This is a genomic window from Photobacterium swingsii (assembly GCF_024346715.1).
GTDB lineage: Bacteria > Pseudomonadota > Gammaproteobacteria > Enterobacterales > Vibrionaceae > Photobacterium > Photobacterium swingsii.
This window is the reverse complement of record NZ_AP024853.1, coordinates 421,324-441,063: the sequence shown is the minus strand read 5'-3', so window position 1 is coordinate 441,063 and position 19,740 is coordinate 421,324. Positions and strand designations below refer to the sequence as shown.

General features: G+C 42.3%; 18 protein-coding genes. 6 read left to right on the top strand and 12 right to left on the bottom strand.

Annotation, left to right across the window (positions count from 1 at the left end; all coding sequences use genetic code 11):
- Positions 1–441: 441 nt before the first annotated feature.
- A complete protein-coding gene (locus OCU77_RS19370) occupies positions 442–1,317 on the top strand; it encodes a 4'-phosphopantetheinyl transferase family protein (RefSeq protein ID WP_053111770.1) in 876 nt (291 codons plus the stop codon).
- Between the two features lie 24 nt (positions 1,318–1,341).
- Here OCU77_RS19370 and OCU77_RS19365 read toward each other — a convergent pair whose 3' ends face one another.
- Both OCU77_RS19365 and OCU77_RS19360 read right to left on the bottom strand, forming a co-directional pair.
- Entirely contained in the window at positions 1,342–1,746 is a 405-nt protein-coding gene (locus OCU77_RS19365; RefSeq protein ID WP_048897934.1) for a thioesterase family protein, read from the bottom strand.
- Positions 1,747–1,925: 179 nt separating this feature from the next.
- A complete protein-coding gene (locus OCU77_RS19360; RefSeq protein WP_048897933.1) occupies positions 1,926–2,603 on the bottom strand; it encodes a cupin domain-containing protein in 678 nt (225 codons plus the stop codon).
- Between the two features lie 87 nt (positions 2,604–2,690).
- Here OCU77_RS19360 and OCU77_RS19355 point away from each other — a divergent pair, with 87 nt between their 5' ends.
- Positions 2,691–2,912, top strand: coding sequence for a DUF7661 family protein (locus OCU77_RS19355; RefSeq protein WP_048897932.1), 222 nt, complete (start codon positions 2,691–2,693; stop codon positions 2,910–2,912).
- A 119-nt stretch (positions 2,913–3,031) separates the two neighbouring features.
- A complete protein-coding gene (gene efpL, locus OCU77_RS19350) occupies positions 3,032–3,598 on the top strand; it encodes an elongation factor P-like protein EfpL (RefSeq protein WP_048897931.1) in 567 nt (188 codons plus the stop codon).
- 58 nt (positions 3,599–3,656) lie between these two features.
- Here the strand turns inward: efpL and OCU77_RS19345 are convergent, their stop codons facing one another.
- The gene (locus OCU77_RS19345; protein ID WP_107302630.1) at positions 3,657–4,538 is read right to left on the bottom strand and encodes a LysR substrate-binding domain-containing protein; all 882 of its coding nucleotides are present in this window, start codon (positions 4,536–4,538) and stop codon (positions 3,657–3,659) included.
- Between the two features lie 199 nt (positions 4,539–4,737).
- Here OCU77_RS19345 and nagE point away from each other — a divergent pair, with 199 nt between their 5' ends.
- Positions 4,738–6,198 carry an N-acetylglucosamine-specific PTS transporter subunit IIBC gene (nagE, locus tag OCU77_RS19340; protein WP_048897930.1) on the top strand — a complete coding sequence of 487 codons (1,461 nt, stop codon included), beginning with the start codon at positions 4,738–4,740 and terminating at the stop codon, positions 6,196–6,198.
- A 169-nt stretch (positions 6,199–6,367) separates the two neighbouring features.
- Here the strand turns inward: nagE and OCU77_RS19335 are convergent, their stop codons facing one another.
- On the bottom strand, positions 6,368–7,189 hold the full coding sequence (locus OCU77_RS19335; RefSeq protein ID WP_048897929.1) for a DUF2797 domain-containing protein: 822 nt from the start codon (positions 7,187–7,189) through the stop codon (positions 6,368–6,370).
- 170 nt (positions 7,190–7,359) lie between these two features.
- On the bottom strand, positions 7,360–8,034 hold the full coding sequence (locus tag OCU77_RS19330; RefSeq protein WP_048897928.1) for a tRNA (adenine(22)-N(1))-methyltransferase: 675 nt from the start codon (positions 8,032–8,034) through the stop codon (positions 7,360–7,362).
- Between the two features lie 385 nt (positions 8,035–8,419).
- Here OCU77_RS19330 and OCU77_RS19325 point away from each other — a divergent pair, with 385 nt between their 5' ends.
- Positions 8,420–8,869: a c-type cytochrome gene (locus OCU77_RS19325; protein ID WP_048897969.1), complete on the top strand. Its 450-nt coding sequence runs from the start codon at positions 8,420–8,422 to the stop codon at positions 8,867–8,869.
- A gap of 110 nt (positions 8,870–8,979) precedes the next feature.
- On the opposite strand, the gene OCU77_RS19320 is transcribed toward OCU77_RS19325, so the two are convergent.
- The 7 genes from OCU77_RS19320 to maoP all read right to left on the bottom strand — a co-directional run bounded on the left by OCU77_RS19320 (position 8,980) and on the right by maoP (position 18,414).
- Complete coding sequence (locus OCU77_RS19320; protein WP_048897927.1) at positions 8,980–9,534, bottom strand: protein disulfide oxidoreductase; 555 nt, start codon at positions 9,532–9,534, stop codon at positions 8,980–8,982.
- Positions 9,535–9,537: 3 nt separating this feature from the next.
- Positions 9,538–11,658: a protein-disulfide reductase DsbD family protein gene (locus OCU77_RS19315; protein WP_371703621.1), complete on the bottom strand. Its 2,121-nt coding sequence runs from the start codon at positions 11,656–11,658 to the stop codon at positions 9,538–9,540.
- A 51-nt stretch (positions 11,659–11,709) separates the two neighbouring features.
- Positions 11,710–12,180 (bottom strand): hypothetical protein, encoded by a 471-nt coding sequence (locus OCU77_RS19310; protein ID WP_144414890.1) that lies wholly within the window; start codon positions 12,178–12,180, stop codon positions 11,710–11,712.
- A gap of 285 nt (positions 12,181–12,465) precedes the next feature.
- Positions 12,466–14,394, bottom strand: a complete 1,929-nt coding sequence (locus tag OCU77_RS19305) for a carboxylesterase family protein (protein WP_048897926.1) — start codon at positions 14,392–14,394, stop codon at positions 12,466–12,468.
- Positions 14,395–14,957: 563 nt separating this feature from the next.
- Positions 14,958–16,940: a flavohemoglobin expression-modulating QEGLA motif protein gene (locus tag OCU77_RS19300; RefSeq protein WP_107302631.1), complete on the bottom strand. Its 1,983-nt coding sequence runs from the start codon at positions 16,938–16,940 to the stop codon at positions 14,958–14,960.
- On the bottom strand, positions 16,924–17,952 hold the full coding sequence (gene gshB, locus OCU77_RS19295; protein ID WP_048897925.1) for a glutathione synthase: 1,029 nt from the start codon (positions 17,950–17,952) through the stop codon (positions 16,924–16,926). The genes OCU77_RS19300 and gshB overlap by 17 nt, the downstream gene beginning before the upstream one ends.
- Before the next feature lie 123 nt (positions 17,953–18,075).
- A complete protein-coding gene (maoP, locus tag OCU77_RS19290) occupies positions 18,076–18,414 on the bottom strand; it encodes a DUF413 domain-containing protein (protein ID WP_048897924.1) in 339 nt (112 codons plus the stop codon).
- Positions 18,415–18,583: 169 nt separating this feature from the next.
- On the opposite strand from maoP, the gene hdfR reads away from it, so the two are divergent.
- Positions 18,584–19,444 carry an HTH-type transcriptional regulator HdfR gene (gene hdfR, locus OCU77_RS19285; protein WP_048897923.1) on the top strand — a complete coding sequence of 287 codons (861 nt, stop codon included), beginning with the start codon at positions 18,584–18,586 and terminating at the stop codon, positions 19,442–19,444.
- Positions 19,445–19,740: the final 296 nt, after the last annotated feature.

Genomic DNA, 19,740 nt, shown 5'->3' with positions numbered 1-19,740 from the left:
CAGCAGCGCTATGCACCTGATTGAATTAAAATTCTATCGGTGAGTTATCGCTGAATCAGTCAATGGTTGAGCAGCCTACCCGAGGCGGATAGTGGTTACAATCGCCTGAGTAAGAGGTTGGATCTCTTCAGACCAGTTAAAAAAACTGAATTCTTACATTTTGTGATGTTATTGGGTTTAACTTGTTGATATGTAAGTGTGGTTTTGTGTTTTCTAGTGTAAATACTCAACTTTTCATGTTGTGGTGATCTGTGTCGCATTTTGTGTAAAAAAGTTTAATTGAGTCTTGATTGGTAGGGGGTGGTTTGCAATTGCTTTTGATTTTTAATGGTCAGTCATCTGACCTGTTTTATGTTGTATTAATTGCTTGTTGCTCAGTTGTTTTGACGGCTTGATACCCTATAATGCATGGTTGGATTAGGCATAGGTTACAGATAATTGATGACTGAAAATACAGTGGATTTGTGGTTTCTTACCTTGCCCAAAGTAAATAAACATTCAGATGCTAATATGCACTCTAGCCACGCGACATTGATTCATCGGGCACGTACCTTACTAAGCAAAGATGAGTTAGATAAAGCGATGCGTTACCGACAGCCTTTAGCACGTATGCACGCTATCTACATACGTGCATTTCTTCGTGTGACGCTGTCACGCTATGCAGCTATAAAGCCTCATGAGTGGTGTTTTGAATATGGTGAACAAGGTAAGCCATATTTGTCGAGAGCACAGCGACAGCAAACAGAGCTGGCTTTTAATCTCAGCCATAGCGATGAACAGGTGCTGTTGGCTATTACACAAACGGCTGATCAAGAGATTGAACTTGGCGTGGATATCGAGTTTGAAAGGGAGCACCTATCTGTTAGCACTATCATGAAGAATTATTTTCACCCCCTAGAAATAACAGCATTAACGCAGTTGGAATTTGGCGATCAGCGTCGACGTTTTTTTGATTTGTGGGTACTCAAAGAGTCCTATATAAAGGCGACAGGGAAGGGGCTTGCACACGCTTTAAGATCATTTGGGTTTGATTTTTCTTTTAGTCATAAACAACAGCTTTCACTGGTGAATGAAAACGATGAAAGTGAACATTCGCTTGAACTCATCACTGGCATTGTTTTGGACGTATTGTCGTCTAGGGCGGAAGATGATAAGAACAAAAATGTAAAAAAGCAAATAGAAACAATCACTTGGTCTACCTACTTGGGGCGCTTGTCTGCGGCTTGCCGCTTTGGCTTAGTGGTAAAAGGGCGTAAGCTAGAACCGTCATCTATTCACGCCCGCCAAATTTGTCTTGAAGATGTACTGGCTAAGTAACTGTGATTGCATTACTCGGGTTTATTACACCATGGATGCCATGCTATCTAGTAAATCCTGTGGGATCGGTTGTAAGCGTTTTTGTTTATCCAAGCAAACCATTTCGATATTACCAATAACGGCTGCACGTGTACCATTAGGACGCCATACTTCTTGTCGCCATAGGGTTTTGTATTTACCGTCGAGGGTGACACTAGTGCGAATGTCGCAGACTTCAGCAAACTCGACACCATCTTGAAAAACCATGTTCGCTTTATAAACCGCAAAGCCAAGTCCATGGTCATTCCATAAGGTTGCGAGCTTATCGCTGTCGATTACGTGCTCACGAGCGCGTTCAAAATATTTTAGAAAGTTTGGGTGATAAACAACACCTGAGTGATCGGTATCTTCGTAGTAGATTTGTACAGGATGATGATGAATGGTCGTCATTGTCAGGCTGTCTCTATTAAGTCGTATTTAGGGAATGCAGCGAGGGACTTCATGAAATTTTTCAGCGAGCCCCTAAGATAAGCAAGACACTCTACATGACAGGATTTATAAACTTAATCGCTTTCGTACTGGTCATAGCAGCGCGAGCAGGGTTTTAGTGAGTATCAAGCAGCTTTGCGCTATACCAAAGCTAAGTGACCTGTCTTAACTAATATGATGGTGTCTTCGTTAACATAAGGGCAATGCATACTTTGATGTGGGCTACGTATCCAACTGCCCGCAGGATAACAACCGTTTTCATCTCTGAATTCACCTGAAATCACGTATATTTCTTCGCCACCAACATGTTGATGAGGCTGAAAAAGCTCCCCAGCAGGCCATTTAACAAGTGCGGTATGTTCGTGACGTGCTCCTTGTATAGAACTGTCTTTAAACGCATGTAATGGCATCACTTTTAATCCACCAATGCCATCTAGCCAAGGTGCTGTTTGGGTGTTGATATTAACTTGTTGGCTATCCCTTTTGTTGAATTGATTGAGCTTTACAAAAATTCGACAGCCCTGTCGGCTAAAAGGGGCGTGCTGGGATGCGGGTGGATTACGAATATAGCTGCCAGCAGGAAAATCTCCCGTTTCATCTGAAAATACGCCATCTAATACAAAGATCTCTTCACCTAATGGGTGAGGGTGAGTCGGAAATTTGGCTTGTGCGGTGTATTCAACGACGCTAGTGGTGTGCCCAGATTCAGCGGCTTCTCGTTCTAATGGTTTTCGGCGGACACCACCTGATGGGCTGGGTAGCCATTCCATTAGGTTGGTATCAATAACAATGCGTTGACTAAAGTCCATATTGAGCATGTTTGCTCCCCTGAGTCGGTGTGAGTGTATGCTTGGCTGATTATCAGTATAGTGAGTGGTAGCAGAAACTAGGATTGTGGGTAAAAGATGCTAATTCGGTTTAATGTATACGGTACGATCATGGCTGTTCAGCGCAAGAATGAGGAATGGTTACTGTTTAAAGAGTCAGAAACCTCAATGCGTGTACGTATTTACGATGTAGCTATTCCGGCTGAATTGCCTGCTGAAGTATTAGCTCAATATCTGGCTGATATATTTCATGAGCATGCTTGTGAGCGTTATTCTGAGGTTGAGCAGTATAAAGGGTGAAAAAATGGAGAAATGTCACAGAAAAATGGCGAATAAATCAGCTATTCATAATTTCTTTATTTGCCTAAAATTGAGTTCGTGGTAATTTCTACCCACAATCTATTACTGGATGTCAGACTATGCCAAAGGCAAGTGAAATCAAAAAATTTGCAGCCATTGAACTCAATGGCAAAGTATTGTTAGTGAAAGAAATTAAAAAACTAACTCCGAGTGGTCGTGCTGGTGCAAGCCTTTACCGTATGCGTCTATATGATGTCGCTACGGGCGCAAAAAGCGATGAAAGCTTCAAAGCAGATGAAATGATTAACCTTGCGGACTTCCGTCGTCATCAAGCATCATTCTCTTACATCGATGGTGACGAGTATGTCTTCATGGATAACGAAGATTACACGCCATACAACTTCACCAAAGAGTCTATTGCTGAAGAGCTTCTTTTCATTACTGAAGAAACTCAAGGCATTCAAGTTCTTACTGTTGATGGTACCCCTGTTGCAATCGAACTACCTGCAACGGTAGACCTTGTGATTGTTGAAACAGATCCTTCAATCAAAGGTGCATCTGCAAGTGCGCGTACTAAACCTGCTGTACTAACAACAGGCTTAACAGTGCAAGTACCTGAGTACATCGCATCTGGCGAGAAGATCAAAATTAACACAGCTGAACACAAGTTCATGAGCCGTGCTTAATTGATAAGCTTTGCTTGTTAAAAGCCCGTATACGTGTAAGCGTATACGGGCTTTTTGTTTATGCTAATTCTGATTTAACCCACTGAATAAAAGCGGCAATTTTAGGCCTATGCTGCATGGAATCCATGCAAAGCAGTGCGTATCGCTGATGAGTTTCCATGGCCGGAAATGGCGCCAATAATTCACCCGCTTCGATGGCTGGCGTTAAAAACCGCAGACGGCCAATGGCAACCCCAACCGATTTTTTTGCAGCTTCAACGGCTAAGCCTTGTTGGCTAAATCGGTAACATTGTTGATAGCTGTCTATCTCACTGTTGATCGACTTTAACCAGCGTGGCCAAGCATTTGATTGACTTGAGTGTAGGAAATTGACGGAGGATAATCCTTGGCTACCTCGCTCTAACAGACGGTGTTCTTTTGCATACTGCGGAGTGCAAACAGGCAAGTACATTTCATCAAATAATGGCAGACAATAAACATTTGGCTGTTGATAGTCCCCATAGTAAAACGCCACATCAAATTCTTCCTTGTCTAGCTCGACAATTTCTTCGTGCAAGTTGACCACTAAGTTTAAGTTAGGAAAGGTTTGCTTAAATTTAGCAAGCCTTGGTACCAACCAATCTCGCGCAAAACCATGAGCCGTTAAAATACGAAGATCACCACTGAGATCGCTAGACTGAATGTTATCTATCTCATTAAAAATAGTAGAGAGAGAGCGGGCGAGGGTATTGTGTAAACGTTCGCCTTCTGGTGTTAAGGACAACTGCCTCGTTCCCCTAATAAAAAGACAAAATCCTAGCTCTTGCTCTAATACCTTGATTCGGTGACTAACGGCACTTTGTGTCAGGTGTAGCTCTGCGGCTGCAGATTTAAAACTCATGGTTTTAACTGCCACATTGAAGGTATGCATGTTTTTTAGTAGTGCTTGTTTAGAATCCATATCATAGCTACAGGTGAAATAATTTCACTTATAGTAACTTTAATTTCGTTTGTCTAGCCAGTTATTTTCAGTTTATATATGCCTATCTTCTTGAAAATTAGCACCTAAAAAAGTTTATTTATTGCTATTAAAAAGTGTGTGGCGCTAATGGGTTAAAGAACAGATGCATTTTCTTTATCTATAAATCTGAGGTTCAACAATGAGTATTTTGGGTTACATGCAAAAGGTAGGTAAGGCACTGATGGTGCCAGTCGCTACTTTACCAGCTGCGGCAATACTGATGGGGATAGGGTATTGGATTGATCCTGTTGGCTGGGGGGCTGAAAGCGTATTGGCTGCTTTTCTGATTAAATCGGGCTCAGCCATTATCGATAACATGGCCGTTCTTTTTGCCATTGGCGTGTCTTTTGGGTTAAGTAAAGACAAGAATGGTTCTGCTGCGCTTTCTGGTTTCATCTGTTTTATGGTACTGACAACGCTGCTATCACCGGGTAATGTTGCGCAGTTACTTGGTGTTGCCACTGATGCAGTTCCTGCTGCATTCAATAAAATAAACAACCAGTTTATTGGTATTATTGTGGGTATCGTTTCTGCTGAAATCTATAACCGTTACTCAAGTGTTGAGCTTCCCAAAGCACTGGCATTCTTTAGCGGTAAGCGTTTAGTGCCTATCTTAACGTCAATTGCGGGCATGATTTTGGCGTTTGTTTTCATGTATGTTTGGCCTGTCGTGTACGACGCATTAATTATTTTTGGCACTCAGTTACAAGGACTTGGTGCTTTAGGTGCTGGTCTATTTGGTTTCTTTAATCGCTTAATGCTTACCGTTGGGATGCACCACGCGTTGTACCCAGTATTTTGGTTTGATGTGGTGGGGATTAACGATATTCCTAATTTCTTGGGTGGTGCACAATCCATTGCTAACGGCACTGGTATTCCGGGTCAAACAGGTATGTATCAGGCGGGTTTCTTCCCTATCATGATGTTTGGTTTACCAGGCGCTGCTTTGGCTATGTATCACTGTGCTGATGCGGCCAATAAGAATAAAGTATTCTCCATCATGTTAGCTGCAGCAATGGCTTCGTTCTTCACAGGGATCACTGAGCCACTAGAGTTCAGCTTTATGTTCCTTGCTCCAGTCTTGTACTTCATCCATGCTGTGCTGACGGGGATCTCACTGTATATTGCTGCTAGCATGGAGTGGATGGCAGGTTTTGGTTTTTCTGCGGGTCTGGTTGATTTTGTACTATCAAGCCAGAATCCTCTTGCGACAAACTGGTACATGCTAATCCCACAAGGCATTGTATTCTTTATGCTTTATTACAGCGTATTTAAATTTGCGATTGTTAAATTTAATCTAAAAACGCCGGGGCGTGGTGAAGACATGAATGAAGCAGAGCAAGAAGAAGATATTGAAGGCTTAACAGCAAGCTATATTAAAGCGATTGGCGGTAAGCAAAATATTGTGGAAGTCGATAACTGTATTACACGCTTACGCCTAACGGTAAAAGATTCAGATCTTGCTGATAAACAAGCTTTGTTAGCACTGGGTGCAGCAGGTGTGGTTCCGCTTGGTAAGAATGGTCTTCAAGTTATTGTTGGTCTTGGTAAGGTCGACAAGGTTGCGAATCAAATGAAGCTTTCTTTGGCTGCATCATAATCTAGATTACGGGCTGCACTATTGGGTGTTGCTCGTAAACCTTCCCCCTGTGAAGTGCAGGTATTTAGTCAGCGCAGATCTCTGCGTTCTGCACTTCACCTTTATACCTTCATTATTGAGCTGCTTAAATAAAGCGGCTTACGCCAAGCCGCAATAAATAATGCTCTGATTAAGCGTCAACGGTAATTTCATAGCTGGTGAATTTTCGGATGTTGATCACACCAGTGTCAAACATCAAGTATTGGCCTTTAATGCCTAGCAACGTTCCTTCTACAACAGGCTCTTTATCAAAGTTATGTGAGCTAATCTTGGTAGGATGCTGAGTGACAGGGTAACTGATGTTAACCAGATCTTCATCTAATCGTTCAATAGCATCGCTGCCGAAGGTGCCAGTCAGTTCTTCAAGGTTCGCTTCAATCTCAGGGATCAAGCGTTTTGCTTCTGCGATTAAATCTATGTCTTTATTATCGCCTTTAAGCATGGCGCGCCAGTTGGTTTTATCGGCTACAAGCTCGGCTAATGCAATTTCGACTAAACCAGACAGTTTACGTGTTTTAACTTTGAAGATAGGAAGTGCCTGAGTTGCTCCCTGATCTATCCAGCGAGTAGGAAGCTGAGTATGACGCGTAATCCCAACTTTTAATCCTGAGGTATTCGACAAGTAGACATAGTGCGGTACCATGCAGAAGCTATCGCCCCATTCAGGTTCACGGCATGTCCCTGCATCGTAGTGGCAAGTTTCTGGTTTCATGATACACATATCACAACGCGCAAGCTTTTTCATACAGGGGAAACAGTGGCCCTGTGAGTAGCTTTTCTTAGTTTTCTTTCCACAAGCATCGCAAAAGATGTTGCCAGTGAAAGTCATCTTTAGTGGTTTACCAATCAGTGGATTTAAAGCGAGTAGGGATTCGCCCACTGGGAGTTGGTAGTCGACTGTGCTGCTTTCAGGGCACAAGCTCGACTTCATTTTACTTAACGTTCCGTGCATGACTTTGCTCTATTTTTATTGTTAAGCCTAGCTACATAAGCCATGGCTGCTTTGGTAGCGTCCATGACGAATATAGAGTGGCGTTATCGTTCTATTATTTTATCGTAATTGCTCCGCGAAATGATCGATTACGCAGAGATAGTTTCTGAAGGCTGAACAAATGAAGGGAATTAGAGCGTTATGGACTGGTAAGCAGCAATAATGTGGCTAACATCCATGCTATTACCATGCTGAATACGTTGATAATGCTCTAGTGTTTTCTTTAAATAGTGTTTAGTAACTTTGGCTTGCGTATCTGAGTCTGCTTGCCAGATGTGACTACCAACGAGACTCACAGGGTTGTTCTGGTTACTTTTTGAAGAGACAAAAATCACTTCATAAAATCTGTGATTATCTTCAACTAAGACTTCATGCTTCAAATTGAAATCAAGCGTATTCAACTTTTGGCGTAATGAATACTGGTGATGAACAGGGCATAGCAAGAAATCGATATCCATTTTAGGATACATTTTATGTATGACTTCAATAAACGTAATCATCAAATCACCACCGACACCAGCAATAATAATGAGGTGCTTGCCTTTGTATTGGGCTAATGGCAAGGCTGCAACACTCAAGCAGTGGGTGTGCCAGTTTGATGTGGAATTGGTGTAAAAACGTTGCAGTTTGCTTTCTAGTTCATCTATCAGTTCAGGAACAATATCAACAAAGTGGATATTGTTGGCTGCTTGTCGTGATAACAAGGCTGCGCCAAGAAACCCATGATCGCAGCAACAATCCCAGATGTGGTCATATTCTGGTGTCACCATTTGTTCAATCGTTTTGAGTCGTTTACTGAGTTTCAAAGGAGGTATGCCTGTGTTGAGTATATAACCAAACGCATTGTAATGGTTTTATGGCTTTGAGCGAAGTTTACGGAGCTAAAATTGATCTGATAGACAAGGCGTGAGCGAATGATAGGTTTCCGGCTGCTAGTCTAGCTTGAGCGAAATGTGAACCTCTCGGTGCTTAGTTGTAAATCAATGTAAGTTTCATGTGAAAATCATTTACTAAACCGAAAGGCTTGATAAGATCGCTTCATCGAGTTGAATATAGTTTTGCTACATATAGTAACGAAAGCTAGATCAACGAGAGCTATACCAACAAGCGTTATAACAAGAATAGTGATACTCACTGCATCAATGGCAGTAAGACCCAAGACATTACTACAACAAAAGCATGGAAGAAGCGATGAAAGTAAAAATGATGATAGCTAGCCTTACGCTGCTAGCAACCAGTGTGTCAGCATCTCCTTTTGAAAAGCCTGAAGATGCCATCCATTATCGCCAAGCGGCATTTTCTATGATTGCAGCAAACTTTGGTGATATGGCGGATATGGTGAAAGGCCGTAAAGACTGGAACCAAGAAGTATTTAGTAAGCGTGCGCAATACATTTCAACATTGGCGTTGATGCCTGCTGAGGCATTCAGTGTTGATGGTTCTGATAAGGGTGACACCAAAGCGAAACCTGAAATTTGGACCGATTGGGACGGCTTTACCGTTAAGTTAAACAAGTTCCAAACGGATCTGACACAACTCGCGCAAGTCGCATCTCAAGGTGATGAGCGAGCGACAAAGAAAGCGTTTGGTGTTGCAGCTAAAAACTGTAAAGCCTGCCACAGCGATTATAAATTCCGCTAACGGCGACTGTAGACGTGTACAAAAAAACACCCTTGCTAGTTTAATCGCAAGGGTGTTTTTATTCGTTTGACTTGGCAAAGCCATGCTTGGTTTATTTTTAGCTAGGTGCCTTACTTAGCAAGTGCCATTCGTGCCCAAATACCAGGGGGAGTAGAAATCCCAGTGGTGGATGAGACGATTTTACCATCGCGAAGCACCATGACAGTTGGCGTGGCGGCAATTCCCCATTGATGCCCAAGTTGCCCTGATGGGTCGTTTACAACAGGAAACTGGTAATCATGGTAATTCATGTAAGCATTTAGCCTATCATTCTCACCTGATGTCATTGCAACAGAAATAACAGTGTAATCATCATTCATCCAATTAATAGTCGGACTCACAAATTTACAGATGCCACACCATGTTGCCCAAAAATACAGTAACACTGGCTTCTCGTAGCTGAGCGATACAGGATCATATTGCTCACCATTGATGGCGGTATATACCGTGGGTGCGAGTGTGTTCTGCGGGATGGATTGATTACGCCACCAATCCATTGCAGTGCTTACAATCAGCATAATAAGTAGAAGGGTGAATCCTTCTTTGGCCCACTTTTTAACGCTAGAGCCTTTAGTTGATTGCGATGGTTTCACCTTCGATTTTTTAGCATTCGTATTGTCGGACATGGCTTAGCCCTTATCGCTTGAAGTGCTTTTGCCTTCAGCTTCAGCGATTGCGGCCATGACGTCATCTTTGGTTAGAATAACAGGTAGTGCGATACCTTCTGGCGCGTTAGGGCCATAAACAATGTTAAACGGCACACCAAAACGGCCGTATGATTGTAAGAAGCCGGTAACGTAATCAGATGGCGTTGTCCAGTCGCCACGCATCAACACAATATTGTCTTGATCCAGTTTATCGTAAACAGGGTTTTGCAGCAGTACACCGATTTTGTTGGCTTTACAGGTGATACACCAATCAGCCGTGACATCAACAAAGACGGTTTTCCCTTGTGCGACTTCTTGGCTAATCGCTTCGCTTTTCAGTGGTTGCCAAGCATGATCGGCAGGCAGTGGCGTTGACCATTTATCAGCCGTCAAACTACCAATAAATAAACTGCTTGCACCACCTAGTAAGATAACCGCAAGGGTGATTACAACACTCTTACGGCCTTTTACTTGGCCCAAACGCCATAATAAAAGAATAAGAGAAGTCACAGCGAAACCAACCACAGTCCCTGTACTCACAAAGCTAGTCATTAAGCTAAGTAGCCATAGACTGGTCGCTAGCATCATCAAGCCAAATAGCGTTTTAACACCGTTCATCCAATTACCCGGTTTAGGCAACTTAGATGCAAGCTGAGGGAATAGGGCGATTAACAACCATGGTGCGGCCATGCCAATTGCCAGCGCGGTGAAGATGGCAAATAGAGTAACAATATCAGCACCAAGTGCATACGCGACAGCAGTGCCTAAGAATGGCGCACTACAAGGCGTTGCAAGTAAGGTTGCAAACATGCCTTGAATAAAGTGACCAAGGTGTGAGTTATCACCGCGGGTGGCTAGCCAAGTATTGGTACTGCTTGAAAGGCGAATTTCAAAAAGCCCCAGCATATTAGCGGCAAATGCACCTGTTATTACGATCATTGCGCCAATAAAGTAAGGGCTCTGGAATTGGATACCCCAGCCTAATGCTTGCCCAGATACTTTTAATGCTGTTAAGAACCCAGCCAATAGCCAGAATGAAACTAGAATACCCGCCGCAGATGCAATGAACTGAGTACGAATTTGACGACGTTCCATGCCTTCAGTTGCGATAATACTGCTTAGTTTCATACCGAGGACAGGTAGAACACAAGGCATAATATTCAGAATCAGACCACCAATCAGTGCAAAAGCAATGGTTTGCCAAATACTTGAACCAATTTGAGTGGTAATTGGCAGCGTCGTGGCAATAGCTTGCTCTTCGACGGCCAAGTCTGTATCGGTAACTGTCACATTTAACGTTTTGTTGGTTAAATCTGGTTTACCAAACCAACTGCTTACTTTAAAGGTTGCAACTAATTGTTGGTTATCTTTGGTAATACTCGGGGTGCTGAATGAAACGTTCTCTAGTGCTTCATCGTTACTATCAACAAAAATGTCAGGTTTAGACCAAGCTTGAGTGTTGCTAATAAGCACAGATAGCTCTTGTTTGTCGTTATTCCAACTTGTTTGATCTATGCTTACATTCGCATTGTCGGTAGGAACATTACTCATGCCTTGGTTGTACAAGTGCATTGCATCTGTTGATGGCGTGAGTTGGTTAGGGATGAAATCCATCACGACTTCGTAGTCAGTCAGTACACAAATCGTGGTACAAGATGACATGGTTAACTTGCCAGACAAAAAGACGGGCTTGTTAAAGTCATTTACTTTAACCGTCATGGGGAAGACGACTTTATGCTTGTAGCCTAATGTCTCAACGCCTAAAAACTCATAGCGTTTTGGCATAGGCCAATGCCATTCAAGATCACTGATATTGTTAGACATTTCCCAGTCAATCTTGGGAGCAACACCACCTTCACCCGGTGATCGCCAATAGGTTTTCCAATCTCCTTCGAGATCAACCTCTAGTAAACCTTCAACAGTTTTGGCTGCTTCATCAGTCTGGCCAGTTAGCATGAAACGTACTTGCACGGGCGGGTGCATCGGGTTGGTCAACCAGCCCGTTGTGTAGTCTTTCGCTTGGGCATTAAATGCAAACAAGCTGAAAAGTAATGCTGCGAACATGGTCAACAGCGTATTTTGAGATGTAATAGCTTTTTTCAACGGTATAACTCCAATAAACACAAAAAATTAAATCTGGATGATTCGATGTGTTTATTCTCTAAATACACAGAAGGTTAAATGGCGTCTCTGAGTGGACGGTATTGGCTCTGTCAGTGCTGGCACAAAAGAATGCCCAGTACATAATAAGCTTAACAGAATGAAAATGAAGGGAAGATAAAGCAAGCCAAGTTCGAGGGATTGCCCGTGAATCTGAAGCAGGTGATCGCTCATATCACACTGTTTTTGTGTAATAGGGCTAGATTCGATTAAGGTGTTTGCATCCGATGTTTCTGTTGCTGCCGTTTGAATAAATGCTTGTATTGTCGGCTGCTGAGTCGTTGGCGAATGTGCAGGATTTTGCTCGGAATGGAGTGCTGAATTTTGTTGCGAGTGCGAGGCATTTGGACATGATGAAACCCACCCTGAACGCTGACTTAGGCAAAGCGTTATTACTACCCAAACAAGTACCAAAGCAACTTTAGCAATCTGTGGTGATGAGTGTCGAAAAAGCGTGGGTGTCATTTAAGCCTTACATTAATCAGCGATGCGGTGTTATATCAAATAATTAAGTATTCGAAATACAATCAGTTATTACCACAGTATGACCGTGTCACAACTGAAAAAGTTTCGTCTATTGTGATGTTTTTATCAAAAAGCACAAGAATAAATGAGCAAGGTGCGGGTTATGCGAAAAAAAATTCGGTTTTATGCTGTGAGAGGTGAAATATTGCTTGTAAAGCAGAGCCGAATATTGAGCACTTCTTGCTTGTGAATAGCAGGAAGTGCTCGCGGCTGCTAAGAGTCAGTTTAGAACTTGATGAGTCCTGCTTGTTCTAAATAATCACAACGGCCTTGTTGGCTTAAGGTGCCATCATCATTTGGAACAGCGTTAATGGTACTGTCCCAATCAGGAGTAGGGTTAAAACCATTTTGATCTATTGTCCAAACAGTATCTTGTTCATTGGCAGTATTTGATGGTGCAAACATCGTAGGCTTAAACCATTGACGTGACACCGTATCCATCATGATTGCATCACGTGCACTTGCGTTAGCCTGCATAGAGCGAATGTTTAAGTTTTTGTTGAATACAAAAGGTAACTCGTCCCCTTGGCACACACCACTTGTACATGAAATCGACAGCAAGAAAGAGGCATCGATTGGTCTGAAGGTTAAATCAGATTTGTAGTTGTAGTGATAAAGACGCGATTTGTTTTTTTGTGCCACCATACGACTTGGGCAAGTAAACAGCACGTCATTTGTCATCATTCGAGCACGCTTAACGGTTTCTTTGCCAATGATCTCGCCACTTTCATCTTTATTCATTTGGTAATGTGGGATAGCCAGAAATTGATCGGCTTTAGGATCAAGCCCATTTATGAGCTTTATACCTTCCCATGCCAGTTTAAGTGCCTCTGCTTTATCTGGGAATTGGCTGTCAATTGCCTTATAGATGAGTTGATCTACGCCGAATATGACATTGACGAGTAGTGGGTAAGTGTCTGATTTGAAGTTAAGCTTCAAATTAACGGTATTACCATCACCTAAATCAATTGGAATCACTAAATCATAATCAACCATAAACAATGGTTCGATATAGCCCAAAAAGGTATTGGCTTCATCATTGTTGAAGCTGAGCACTGTCGGCACTTGGAAATCAGCTTTAGTAGGCTGTTTTTTAACAACGCTGTCTTTAGGTGATTTATAAGGCCAACCTCTAGTCTCTATGTATGGCGCAAACGCCAATACTCCTGCTCCATAGGGCTGCATGTAAAGCGGATTAATTAAGCTATTTGCTAAAACCAGAGGGTTCTTGGCGTGTGCACCGACTTGTAAAACCTCTGTCGTTGATAAGTTAGCCCAATCAACAGGAGTCACATCAGGTCCACCAAAGGTTTTATCTTTAAACCCTTCCAGTGAGCTTGCTAAATTTTTAGCAGAATTTCTTGTCTTATAAGGTAAACCGTAAGGGTTGCTCTGCATGATGGCGCGCTGGAATAGCTTTTCGTTTGTTTCAGCATCAATAGGGTTGAGCTGGTGGATACCCACAGCCATTGCCCCAGCACCTTCACCAAATAGAGTCACGTTATCTGGATCACCACCAAAATCAGCAATGTTGTTTTTTATCCATTTAAGCGCAGTGCGCTGATCCTTGATGCCATAGTTACCGCTTTCATCATCGTTTTGGTAAAACGAGCCGAAGATACCTAAACGATAATTAAGTGTAACAGCGATAAAGGGATTACCGTTTTTGACGCCGTTTGCCACGATAGCATCACCGTGATTAATCGCATTTGAGCCTGAACCTGTTTCAAATGAACCACCGTGAATGAAAACATACACAGGCATAGCGGCTTGTTGATGTTCTTTGGTCGGGCGCCAGATATTCAAGTAAAGGCAGTCTTCTGACATTTTTGTCGTGTCATAACGCGCAACACTGCCTTGTGGACATTGTTTGCCAAAATCAAGAGCTGGCGTTTGCGCTGAGTTTTTAGGTGTGTAGAGTTCAGGGTTTGAGAAGCGTGCAGCTTCCGCGTACTTAATCCCTTTAAAGGCTTCGACGTTATCAGAAATGTTTTTGCTGTCTTTTACTGGCTCAACAGTGCCTTGGTATTGCGTACCATTTGCTTTTGCATAGGTGTATGTCAGCGTGCTTTCAGTGGTTGAATCTGAGTCGTTGTTACAACCAGCAAGGACGAGTCCTATCAAACTAGCGATAATTAACTTTTTATTTAACATGGTATGTGTTCGAGCTTAAGTGTAATGAGATAAAAGGCTGTCGATGTTGTGTGAAATAAGCGTCTATGCCTATGTTAATAGACTTTTTATAGTTTTTAGAAGAGAACGAATAAAACGCACAGAGCATATATAAAAGTGAGGCATAGCGCCTAACGACATCGAACTAACCGTTCATGAATACCACTTTCCATTCTATCACCACGATTAAGAATGCCACTTGATTACGTGTTATAGGGAAAGTCTAAATTTTAATTTTTGTTGTTCATTTACTGACGCGAAAAAGGCGAACAATAGACGAAAAATTTGCGCTATTGTGACGTGTTTCTCAAAAATCACAAGAGGTAATGAGGGGCTATTTTTACCAAATATAAGTCTTTATTCAGTAACGTTTCCTAAGTGTAATTAAATTGTTGTTTAAGTTGGAAAGGTGGGGGCGGGCGCGTAGTAGCGTAAGGGGAAAAATAGCTAACGAAAGACAAAAGAAAAGGCGAAGTATCACCTTTTCTTTTGGTTATACCTGGTGTTTATTTGCTAAGTGCGGCTAGAGAATGCCGCACTTGCAATTACCGAATAGAGTTAAGAAGAAAGTCCATCACAGGATCTGCTTTTGTTTCAAGCGTTAATGCTTTTGGCATGTACGCTGGTTTTTGCAAAATGTCGCGAGCAATCAGTTCTTCTAGCAGAGGCTTGAATTCAAAGCCTGTTTTGCCGACAAACAGTGATGTTAAGTCTTGCTCGTGGTAACAATGCAATGCATCTTTTAAGCCGCGAAGGTAGAGGAAGTCTTTAGTGAAACCACCACCACGGTATACGCGTGCTGTAATTGTGAAAGCATCGTCATCAGACAATTTGTAGTCTTGTTTTAGTGCATGGAAGGTATCACCAAAACTTTCACCGTTAACCATTTTATCAACCGCAATAACACGTAGCGCCAGTGTTTTTAGACGATGCAAAGGGAAGCTACCTGATAGGTGCTCACAAAGAATCGCTAAGCCTTCTTGCGTGTGGGTGTTACCTGGCAGACCCAGCTTCAACACTTTCAACGGTTGGTTGTCTGCGTTTACGCTCGTGACTAAGTGAACGCCTAATTCGTGCTGAATAAGGGCGTCTAAGTCGCGTTCAGTAAAGGTGCTGTTTACGTTTACCTTGATGCTACGTCCACTTACCATGGCTCTTGCAATTAAGGTTTTCGAACCAACCACATTACACTTGAGTCCATAATCAGCTGCGGCAGCTTTAAACGCAGCAATGGCATCTTTTGCATTCAGCGTTGCTGGCTCTTTCTCTTGATATTCACAAGCATGAAGAATGAACTTCGCGTTAGCAATATCACGATCATCTGGCTGCCCGTAGTAACGTAGTGAGTTGTATAAGAACTCATCGGTACCTATGCTCGTTAGCAAGTCGATACGCACTGCGAGTTGGTCAATTGTTTTGCGGTACATTTTTTGAATGTCAGCATCACGAATATCTTCAACAGGCAAGCGATATAGTTGCTCACGGAATTTGTATGGATCAAGATCCAGTTGTCGGTACGTAAAGCTTGGCTGGTACGTAAACGGCTTATGTAAGAATCGACGCTTCTCTTGTTTTAAGTTCGTTGGGTTAATATAACTTAGTGTATTAACACCACGCGCAATCGAGAACAACTGGCGATCCAGCTTTAGCACTTCTCTTGGCAACTTAGACGCAAGAATATGGCTACTTGTTAAACGCTTAACTTTAGTTTTACGACGCAAAGTGAATGCAGCATGTTCCGTTACCACGGTTTTCATGGCTTCTTTCATTTTTTCAATGACGAGTGGGAAGCTTTCACCACCCACTTCGTTCATGAAAATCTTTTTCACTTCAATCGGTAAAATTAACGTCTTTTTAAAATGTTGTTTTACAAAGCTAGCTTGGTAACCCATGCCTTTGAATACATCATTCTCTTTTGCCGATACAGCAATATTCGGCAATTCAACGTTATTAAGCTGACTTAAGCACTCATCAATTTCTTTACGCCATTGCTTTTTATTGATTTGCTGCGTACCTAAATTAAAGGTCGGCGTATCCGTCTCAATACGCTGGTAATTATAGGAATGCACATCATAAATTAAGCAAAGGCCAAACTTACTTTCCAGTGTTTCAATTAAGCACTTTAAAATACGGTAGTATTTTGCGTGCTTATCCAGTGATACATTTTTTTCGACATCCGTCAGCGGGGTAGACCATACGTCTTTGCCCCATGCTTGATCGTAAATGCACTGATCACTCGGACGGTTTAGATCATACTCATAGCGAGAGTCTTCACCTTGCAAAATAATCGGTAACGAAGAAATAAAATCACCCGTGAACGGATCTTCTTCGTAGTAACGTTCTTCTTCAGTTAATTCACATTTGCTCATCAACTCAGTACGGAAACGATGACCATGGTGAATAGCTGTCGCAATGTATGGCTGATACTCGCTAATGCGAACTGTTAAGCTGCCGTCATTAAGTTGCGCTTCGAATGGAACTAGATGCTGGATCTTATCCAGCACCTCCTGCTCAGTAAGCTGTAGCATCAGCGATAACCTTACGGAATTCATTCTTCCGTGTAATGCTCACTTCTTTTGCTACAACAACGCTTTCAACGAAATCTAGAACGTCACGTTGTAACTTAGTACGGTTCAAACGGTTGATACGTGTGATACCGCCAGGGCTTAGTACATTGACTTCAACCAGTTTGCCGTTGATAACATCAAGGCCAACGAAGTACAGACCATCGCGCACTAATTTAGGGCCAATGTGTTTACACAGACGTAGTTCTTGTTTGGTTAATACGTGTTTTACTTCTTTACCACCAGCATGGATGTTAGAACGTACGTCACCTTGGGCTGGCACACGACGCATTGCACCAATTGGCTCACCGTTTAGCATCATGATGCGAACGTCGCCTTGCTCTGCACCTTCGATGTAATCTTGTAGGATCACGTAGTTGTGATCATCACCGATGTAGAAATCCAATAGTGATTTCACGCTTGATTTCGCACTTTTCTCTACAAGGATTACGCCTTTACCGCCGTAGCCATTAAGAGGCTTAAGGATCATGCGATCATTTGTATTTTCATCTAACACGCGCTCAAGGTACTCACGGTTCTTAGAAACGTGGGTTACCGGGATAAACTCGTTGTTTGGATCAGGCAGTGATGCTGTGTATAGCTTATTGTTTGCTACACGTAGGCCATCAATGTCGTTCATGATGAAAGTATCATCACGTACTGAATCCAAGAAGTTCAGTGCCATAGTGTCTAGCGGTGGGTTTGCACGCATAAAGATAACGTCAAAACCAGCTAGTGGCAGTTGTGCTTTTGTAAACTCAGCTTTTTTGTAAAAACTGGGAATATTGCTAGAGACTTCTTTGTTCTTTAATACATTACAAAATGCGATAGCCATGCTGTCGCGCATTGTAAGGTTATTAGGTGTTGTAATAGCAACCGTGTGACCACGAGCTGCGGCTTCATGTATTAGGCGCAGAGTTGAGTCCGTTTCTGGTTCAACGCGATCCCACGGGTACATAACAAAACAAATTTTCATAGCAAATTACCGAATATAGAAGGCCGTTTGATAGGCCCAAAAAGCAACCAGCCACCCTAGGTTTGATTTGGAGGGTGGCTGGTCGTAAAGAAAATAATGAGGTTACTGAATCAGTAACTGAAATTAATAATCGAGGTCGTCCCCGCCCGTGTCATCGTCGAATGATTGACTTTGTTTGCGCACCGATGAACATAAGGTGTAACTTTTCACCTTTTGGCTAGTTCGATTGATATATTTCAACCAACACTTAGCAAAATCAGATTGAACGTTTAGCTGACCACTTGTTTCAGCGACAAATTGACGTTCAACTTCACTCATTGGTTCGATTTCACCTGCGAACAGGCGTGACATGGTTCGGCCGTAATTCTCTAATAGGGTGGATTCAGAAATTGTGAAAACACCTGAGCGATTAAAGCCACGTGGGAAATTTTTATCGTCGTAAAATTTACCTTCACTTCTCATTAATTCAGTTCCTGATGCTGATTTTTCGCAGATATTCGTTGAGAGAAGTGAAGTTGTAAATCAAAGAATTTTCGTGATGACGATAAAAAATATTCATCGTGCTTTTGCTACACTAAGGTGTACTATCGCGTATTAAACTCCCTTCTTTATTTTTGATGAGATTTGGCTCGTGGATACCGAATTACTTAAAACATTTCTTGAGGTTACAAAAACACGTCACTTTGGTCGTGCGGCAGATAATTTGTATTTAACACAGTCAGCGGTCAGCTTCCGCATCCGTCAATTAGAGAGCCAGTTAGGCAATCCTTTGTTTTCGCGTCAGCGTGGTAACGTGCATTTGACACCTGCAGGAGAGCGTTTACAGCCTTATGCTGAAGCTATATTGCAAACATGGGGCAGGGCAAAGCAGGATGTGGCATTAACTGATAGCTTAAATTCACAGATCTCCGTCGGTGCATCACCAATGTTCTGGGAATTTGATGGGATCTCTGAGTGGATCCATCGCATTTATGCATCTATTCCTGGATTGGCTCTACGTCTTGAATCTGTGCCGCGTCAAAGCATGGCAAAGCGTTTGTTTGATAAGAGTGTTGATATTTCGTTGACCTGTGAACCACCACGCATTGAAAGTATGCAGGTTAAAAAAGTGCGCGAGTTTCAATTACAGTTGGTCAGCCATAAACCAAATTGTTCATTGGCGGATGCTAAAGATTTGCCTTTGGTATATCTCGATTGGGGTACGCGCTTTTCGGTTGAACACAGCCGCGTAATAGAATTGGATAAAACGCCAATCTTGCACACGCACTCAAGTAAAATGGCACAAGAATACATTATTAATAACCCTAGTATGGGTTACCTACCTTCGCCAGTGGTTGCACAGAGTGTTGAAGATGGTTTACTGCATGTCGTTGAAGGAGCACCTGTGATGGAGCAGCAGCTTTACTTAGTGTGGAGTGAAGACAATGAGAAAACTGAGCTGATAGCTAGCATGCTTGATGTACCATTTAGTGAAGTTATTGAGAGTGTATAAGCTGCAATTTTGAATGTCGTGTTCGATGAGTGATTTTTGTTGTGATAGCGAAAATTACTCATTGTACACAGTGGCCTCAGCTAGATTACCCTTCGCAGTGTTGAGGTGGTTTGAATAATATTCATCATAGCCGTTGATGAGTCTTGTCCTACACTTTTTTGAGTAAACCACGGACAGTTTAGTATTTCTGTCATATTCGACGATTATGATGCCATTGAACGAACGGTAATACGCAATATCAACTGACGTATATTGTTTAGATTCAATTTAACCTTTATTACTCTGGATGTTTTCAG

Bases quoted from the DNA above. Each gene is read 5' to 3' on its own strand.
- OCU77_RS19370 (WP_053111770.1), top strand. From the start codon at position 442: ATGACTGAAAATACAGTGGATTTGTGGTTTCTTACCTTGCCCAAAGTA.
- OCU77_RS19365 (WP_048897934.1), bottom strand. From the start codon at position 1,746: ATGACGACCATTCATCATCATCCTGTACAAATCTACTACGAAGATACC.
- OCU77_RS19360 (WP_048897933.1), bottom strand. From the start codon at position 2,603: ATGCTCAATATGGACTTTAGTCAACGCATTGTTATTGATACCAACCTA.
- OCU77_RS19355 (WP_048897932.1), top strand. From the start codon at position 2,691: ATGCTAATTCGGTTTAATGTATACGGTACGATCATGGCTGTTCAGCGC.
- efpL (WP_048897931.1), top strand. From the start codon at position 3,032: ATGCCAAAGGCAAGTGAAATCAAAAAATTTGCAGCCATTGAACTCAAT.
- OCU77_RS19345 (WP_107302630.1), bottom strand. From the start codon at position 4,538: ATGGATTCTAAACAAGCACTACTAAAAAACATGCATACCTTCAATGTG.
- nagE (WP_048897930.1), top strand. From the start codon at position 4,738: ATGAGTATTTTGGGTTACATGCAAAAGGTAGGTAAGGCACTGATGGTG.
- OCU77_RS19335 (WP_048897929.1), bottom strand. From the start codon at position 7,189: ATGCACGGAACGTTAAGTAAAATGAAGTCGAGCTTGTGCCCTGAAAGC.
- OCU77_RS19325 (WP_048897969.1), top strand. From the start codon at position 8,420: ATGAAAGTAAAAATGATGATAGCTAGCCTTACGCTGCTAGCAACCAGT.
- OCU77_RS19320 (WP_048897927.1), bottom strand. From the start codon at position 9,534: ATGTCCGACAATACGAATGCTAAAAAATCGAAGGTGAAACCATCGCAA.
- OCU77_RS19310 (WP_144414890.1), bottom strand. From the start codon at position 12,180: ATGACACCCACGCTTTTTCGACACTCATCACCACAGATTGCTAAAGTT.
- OCU77_RS19305 (WP_048897926.1), bottom strand. From the start codon at position 14,394: ATGTTAAATAAAAAGTTAATTATCGCTAGTTTGATAGGACTCGTCCTT.
- OCU77_RS19300 (WP_107302631.1), bottom strand. From the start codon at position 16,940: ATGCTACAGCTTACTGAGCAGGAGGTGCTGGATAAGATCCAGCATCTA.
- gshB (WP_048897925.1), bottom strand. From the start codon at position 17,952: ATGAAAATTTGTTTTGTTATGTACCCGTGGGATCGCGTTGAACCAGAA.
- maoP (WP_048897924.1), bottom strand. From the start codon at position 18,414: ATGAGAAGTGAAGGTAAATTTTACGACGATAAAAATTTCCCACGTGGC.